The organism is Achromobacter sp. DMS1, from assembly GCF_001270295.1.
Window position 1 is genome coordinate 1 of sequence record NZ_LHSJ01000259.1, and the last position, 5,563, is coordinate 5,563.

Here is a 5,563-nt window from a genome sequence, read left to right on the forward strand (position 1 = left end):
GTTCGCGGGCCGCGCGGGCGCTGGGCCCGCGAGGCTGGCCGCGATCTGCGCCGCCGGCGCCGCGCCGGTCGGCGCGGCGTTCCATTCCCGCATGTCGGTCTGTACGGGCTTGCCGTGCGTGAGCGTGCCGGTCTTGTCGAGCGCCAGCCATTTCAGGTGGCGGCCGGTTTCCAGATACACGCCGCCCTTGACGAGGATGCCGCGCCGCGAGGCGGCGGTGAGGCCGCTGACGATGCTGACCGGGGTGGATATCACCAGCGCGCAGGGGCAGGCGATGATGAGCAGGGCCAGGGCCCGGTAGATGGCTTCGTGCCAGGCCTGGCCCAGCGCCAGCGGCGGCAGCACGGCGACGAGCAGCGCGATGGCCACTACTGCCGGGGTGTATATCCGCGAGAAGCGGTCGATGAAGCGCTGCGTGGGCGCCCGCGCGCCCTGGGCCTGCTCCACCGCGTGGATGATGCGGGCCAGGGTGGTGTCGCCGGCGGCGGCCGTGACCCGGTATTCGAAGGAGCCATAAGTGTTGACCGTGGCGGCGTATACCGGATCGTCCCGGGTTTTTTCCACTGGCAGGCTCTCGCCGGTGATGGGCGACTGGTCGAGCGCGGAGCGGCCGTCCACGATGACGCCGTCGGCCGCGATGCGCTCGCCGGGCCTCACGCGCACGATGTCGCCCGGCCGTAGCGCTGCGGCCAGCGTCTCGTGCCATTGGCCGTCGGCCTGGCGCACGGTGGCTTTCTCGGGCGCCAGGTCGAGCAGTCCGCGCACGGCGTTGCGGGCGCGGTCCAGCGAACGGGCCTCGATGAGCTCGGCGACATTGAACAGGAACATCACCATGGCCGCTTCCGGCCACTGCCCGATAAGCGCCGCGCCCGTGACGGCGATGCTCATGAGCGCGTTGATGTTGAGATTGCCGTTGCGCACGGCGATCCAGCCCTTGCGGTAAGTGTCCAGGCCGCAGGTCAGGATGGCGGCCACGGCGAGCACGGCCGACAGCGCCAGGGGCAGGCCGGCGAAATGGACCGCCTCGGAAAGCGCGGCCAGCACGCCCGCCGCGCCCATGGTCCAGAGCTGCGCGCGCGAGCGGGATCGCGCGGGGGCGGGCGCGCGGCCGGCCTCGCGGGCCAGCGGCTCGGGCGTCATGCCCAGGGCGTGGATGGCCGCCATGATGCGGTCCAGCGCCCCTTCGGCATGCACCACGGTGAGCACGCGCTGCATGAGGTTGAAATCCAGCGCGTGCACCCCCTCCAGGCCGTTGAGCTTCTTGCGGATGAGGGTTTCTTCGGTGGGGCAGTCCATCTGGCCGATGCGCAGCCGGGCGACGGCCTGTCCGGGGCCCGCGGTCAGCCCGGGCGAGGGGGATCCGGCCCCGGCGGGGGCATGGTCGTGGGCAGGATGGCCGTGGCCGTCGTGTCCGCCGCCGTGTCTATGGTCGTGCCCATGGTCGGGAGCAGCGCCATGGCCGTGGCGGCAGCCATGGCCCGCGCAGCGCAGGGCGTCGCCGTCGGGGTGATCTGCAGGGGATTTGACCGGGGGTAAGGACATGGCGTATGAGGCTCCGATAAGCTGGACGACGCTATTGCACACCTTGGAGTTACTATAGGGTCAAGTAACGATCCCAGCGGGCCCGGCCCGGGAGGCAGCGATGAGAATTGGCGAATTGGCTTCGGCGGCCGGCACCACGGTCGAGACGGTCAGGTACTACGAGAAAGAGGGGCTGCTGCCTGCGCCGCAGCGCAGCCTGAACAATTACCGCAGCTACGGGCAGGCCCATCTGGACCGCCTGCGGCTGATCCGCAACTGCCGGGCGCTGGACATGACGCAGGACGAAATCCGCGCCATTTTGTCGCTGGCCGACGACCACCAGAGCGGCTGCGGCCCCATCAACGAGCTGTTCGACGAACATATCGCGCACGTGGACGAGCGCATCGCCGAGCTGACCCACCTCAAGACGCAGCTGATGGAAATCCGGCAGCGCTGCCTGCGCGCGCGGCCCGACGCCGAAGACTGCGGCATTCTGCATGGCCTGTCCGAGATGCAGGTCGAAGAGCGCCAGGAGCGCCACACGCACCTGGGCTGACCCGCGGCCGATAACCGCGGCCGGGGCGTGGAGATGCCCGGCCGCGGCGGCGCCGTGGCGTATCATGAGAATCTGTTTCTTTACCATTTACGACGTTTGCGCACCCACCTGCCCATGACTTCCTCCACTGCCGTCACGCCCCTGCACGCCCTTGCTTCCCGCCGTTCGGTCAAGTTCCTGCGCGCGCCCGCGCCCAAGCCCGAAGAGCTCGACCAGATCCTGCAGACCGCCATGTCGGCCCCGGACCACGGCAAGCTGCGTCCGTGGCGCTTCGTGCTGATCCGCGGCGAAGCCATCGGCAAGCTGGCGGACCTGGCGCTGGCCGCCGTGAAGGAAAGCGGCGATCCGCGCATGACGCCGGAAAAGGAAAAGGCCGTGCGCGAATGGATGGCGGCGGTGCCGCTGTTCATCGGCGTGGCGCAGAAGATCGCCCACGACAACACCAAGATTCCCGAGCAGGAGCAGTTGCTGGCCACGGGCGCGGCCGCGATGAACCTGTTGAACGCGGTGCACATGCTGGGCTATGGCGCATTCTGGAGCACGGGCATGGGCACATATGTGGAGGCGGTGCAGGAGGCCCTGGGGCTGGACCCGCTGGACTACCGCTTCCTGGGTTTTCTGGCCGTGGGCACGCCCGCCTGCGCCGTGCCTCAGGTCGAGCGTCCGGACTTCCGCGATTACGTCACGGAATGGACCGGCCCGAAATAAGCGGACAGCCCCGGCCCGGCACATCCCGCACCGCCATGGGCGCGATGTGCGGGGACGCTCCCCTGTGCTAATCTCCTCGGGTCCGCGCATGGCTTATCCCTTATGCGCGGACGGCGACGGCGGCGCGCGGGCCATCCCTCCGCGCGGCGCCTTGTACAGAAGAAAGACGCATGACACGATCAAGCGTGGAGACAATACATGAGCCAATACGGGCCGCTGAAGCTGCACGTCCCCGAGCCCACCGGGCGTCCGGGTTGCAAGACGGATTTTTCCTATCTGCAGGTCTCGCCGGCCGGCGAGGTGCCCAAACCCCCTATTGATGTCGCGGCGGTCGATACGCTGGGCCTGGCCTACAGCCTGGTGCGCGTGACCGACGACGACGGCCGCGCGGTGGGGCCCTGGGCGCCGGAGCTGAGCGACGACCAGTTGCGCGCGGGCATGCGCGCCATGCTCAAGACGCGCATTTTCGATGCGCGCATGCTGACCGCCCAGCGCAAGAAAAAGATTTCCTTCTACATGCAGAGCCTGGGCGAGGAAGCCATCGGCTCGGCGCATGCCATGGCGCTGGAACGCGGCGACATGTGTTTTCCGACCTACCGCCAGCAGAGCATCCTGCTCGCGCGCGACGTGTCGCTCGTCACCATGATGTGCCAGCTCATGTCCAACGAGCGCGATCCGCTCAAGGGCAGGCAGTTGCCGGTCATGTATTCCGACCGCGAGGCGGGCTTTTTCTCCATCTCGGGCAACCTGGCCACGCAGTTCATCCAGGCCGTGGGCTGGGGCATGGCCTCGGCCATCAAGGGCGACACCCGCATCGCCTCGGGCTGGATCGGCGACGGCGCCACGGCCGAGGCCGATTTCCATACCGCGCTCACCTTTGCGCACGTGTATCGCGCGCCCGTCATCCTGAACGTGGTCAACAACCAGTGGGCCATTTCGACGTTCCAGGCCATCGCGGGCGGCGAGGGCGCCACCTTCGCCGGGCGCGGCGTGGGCTGCGGCATCGCCTCGCTGCGGGTGGACGGCAACGACTTCCTGGCCGTGTATGCGGCTTCGCGGTGGGCCGCCGAGCGCGCCCGCCGCAACCTGGGCCCCACGCTCATCGAGTGGGTCACATACCGCGCCGGCCCGCACTCCACGTCCGACGACCCCTCCAAGTACCGGCCGGGCGACGACTGGAGCCACTTCCCCCTGGGCGACCCGATCGCGCGCTTCAAGAAGCACCTGATCGTGCGCGGCATCTGGTCCGACGAGCAGCACGAGGCGCTGCGCGCCGAGCTCGAGGCCGAGATCCAGGCCGCCCAGAAGGAAGCGGAAAGCTACGGCACGCTGGTCGACGGCCACGTGCCCAGCGCCGCCAGCATGTTCGAAGACGTGTACAAGGACATGCCGGAGCACCTGCGCCGGCAGCGCCAGCAGCTCGGAGTGTGATCATGGCTATCGATAACAACGCTGGTCCGGCCTCCGTGTCGATGACCATGATCCAGGCTTTGCGCTCGGCCATGGATGTCATGCTGGAGCGCGACGGCAACGTGGTGGTGTTCGGCCAGGACGTGGGCTATTTCGGCGGGGTGTTCCGCTGCACCGAAGGGTTGCAGGCCAAGTACGGCGCCTCGCGCGTGTTCGACACGCCCATTTCCGAGGGCGGCATCGTGGGCGTGGCGGTGGGCATGGGCGCCTACGGCCTGCGTCCCGTGTGCGAAATCCAGTTCGCCGACTACTTCTATCCGGCCTCCGACCAGATCGTGTCGGAGGCCGCGCGCCTGCGCTACCGCTCGGTGGGCGAGTTCGTCGCGCCCATGACCATCCGCATGCCTTGCGGCGGCGGCATTTATGGCGGGCAGACGCACAGCCAGAGTCCCGAGGCCATGTTCACGCAGGTCTGCGGCCTGCGCACCGTGATGCCGTCCAACCCCTACGACGCCAAGGGCCTGCTCATCGCCGCCATCGAGAACGACGATCCGGTGATCTTCCTGGAGCCCAAGCGCCTGTACAACGGTCCCTTCGACGGCCACCACGACCGGCCCGTCACGCCCTGGACCGGGCGGCCGGGCAGCATGGTGCCCACGGGCTACTACACCGTGCCCCTGGAAAGCGCCGCCATCGTGCGGCCGGGCTCGGCGCTCACCGTGCTCACCTACGGCACCACCGTGCACGTCTCGGCGACGGCCGCCGAGGAAACCGGCATCGACGCCGAGATCATCGACCTGCGCAGCCTGTGGCCGCTGGACCTGGAAACCATCGTGAACTCGGTCAGGAAGACCGGCCGCTGCGTGGTGGTGCACGAGGCCACGCGCACCTGCGGCTTCGGCGCCGAGCTGGTGGCCCTGGTCCAGGAACATTGCTTCCATCACCTGGAGGCGCCCGTGGAACGCGTGACGGGGTGGGACACCCCGTATCCGCACGCGCAGGAATGGGCGTACTTCCCCGGCCCGCGCCGGGTCGGCGAAGCGTTCAAACGCACGATGGAGGTGTGAGATGGGGATTCATGTCATCAAGATGCCCGACATCGGCGAAGGCATTGCCGAGGTCGAACTGGTGGGCTGGCACGTCAAGGTGGGCGACGAGGTCGCCGAAGACCAGCCGCTGGCCGACGTCATGACCGACAAGGCCACGGTGGAGATTCCCTCGCCCGTGGTGGGCAAGGTAGTGTCGCTGGGCGGCGAAGTCGGCCAGGTGATGACCGTGGGCAGCGAGCTGATCCGGCTGGAGGTGGAAGGCGAGGGCAACGAGAAGCCGGGCGCCGCGCCGGCAGCCGCACCCGCGCATCCCAAGGCG

At 68.7% G+C, this 5,563-nt stretch carries 6 protein-coding genes; 5 read left to right on the plus strand and 1 reads right to left on the minus strand.

Annotation, left to right across the window (positions count from 1 at the left end):
• On the minus strand, positions 1-1,542 hold a 1,542-nt coding region (locus AD428_RS21740; RefSeq protein ID WP_152968190.1), incomplete at its 3' end, for a heavy metal translocating P-type ATPase.
• Positions 1,543-1,642: 100 nt separating this feature from the next.
• Here AD428_RS21740 and cadR point away from each other — a divergent pair.
• From cadR to AD428_RS21765, 5 genes are all read left to right on the plus strand, one after another.
• Positions 1,643-2,077 carry a Cd(II)/Pb(II)-responsive transcriptional regulator gene (gene cadR, locus AD428_RS21745; protein ID WP_053246557.1) on the plus strand — a complete coding sequence of 145 codons (435 nt, stop codon included), beginning with the start codon at positions 1,643-1,645 and terminating at the stop codon, positions 2,075-2,077.
• 114 nt (positions 2,078-2,191) lie between these two features.
• Entirely contained in the window at positions 2,192-2,785 is a 594-nt protein-coding gene (locus AD428_RS21750; RefSeq protein ID WP_053246560.1) for a nitroreductase family protein, read from the plus strand.
• A gap of 198 nt (positions 2,786-2,983) precedes the next feature.
• A complete protein-coding gene (locus AD428_RS21755; protein WP_053246558.1) occupies positions 2,984-4,216 on the plus strand; it encodes a 3-methyl-2-oxobutanoate dehydrogenase (2-methylpropanoyl-transferring) subunit alpha in 1,233 nt (410 codons plus the stop codon).
• Between the two features lie 2 nt (positions 4,217-4,218).
• Positions 4,219-5,262, plus strand: a complete 1,044-nt coding sequence (locus tag AD428_RS21760; protein ID WP_053246559.1) for an alpha-ketoacid dehydrogenase subunit beta — start codon at positions 4,219-4,221, stop codon at positions 5,260-5,262.
• A 1-nt stretch (position 5,263) separates the two neighbouring features.
• The coding region (locus tag AD428_RS21765; protein ID WP_304438963.1) for a biotin/lipoyl-containing protein at positions 5,264-5,563 on the plus strand (300 nt) is incomplete at its 3' end.

What these genes read in the sequence shown, in the direction of transcription:
- cadR (WP_053246557.1), top strand. Translation starts at nt 1,643, where the DNA reads ATGAGAATTGGCGAATTGGCTTCGGCGGCCGGCACCACGGTCGAGACG.
- AD428_RS21750 (WP_053246560.1), top strand. Translation starts at nt 2,192, where the DNA reads ATGACTTCCTCCACTGCCGTCACGCCCCTGCACGCCCTTGCTTCCCGC.
- AD428_RS21755 (WP_053246558.1), top strand. Translation starts at nt 2,984, where the DNA reads ATGAGCCAATACGGGCCGCTGAAGCTGCACGTCCCCGAGCCCACCGGG.
- AD428_RS21760 (WP_053246559.1), top strand. Translation starts at nt 4,219, where the DNA reads ATGGCTATCGATAACAACGCTGGTCCGGCCTCCGTGTCGATGACCATG.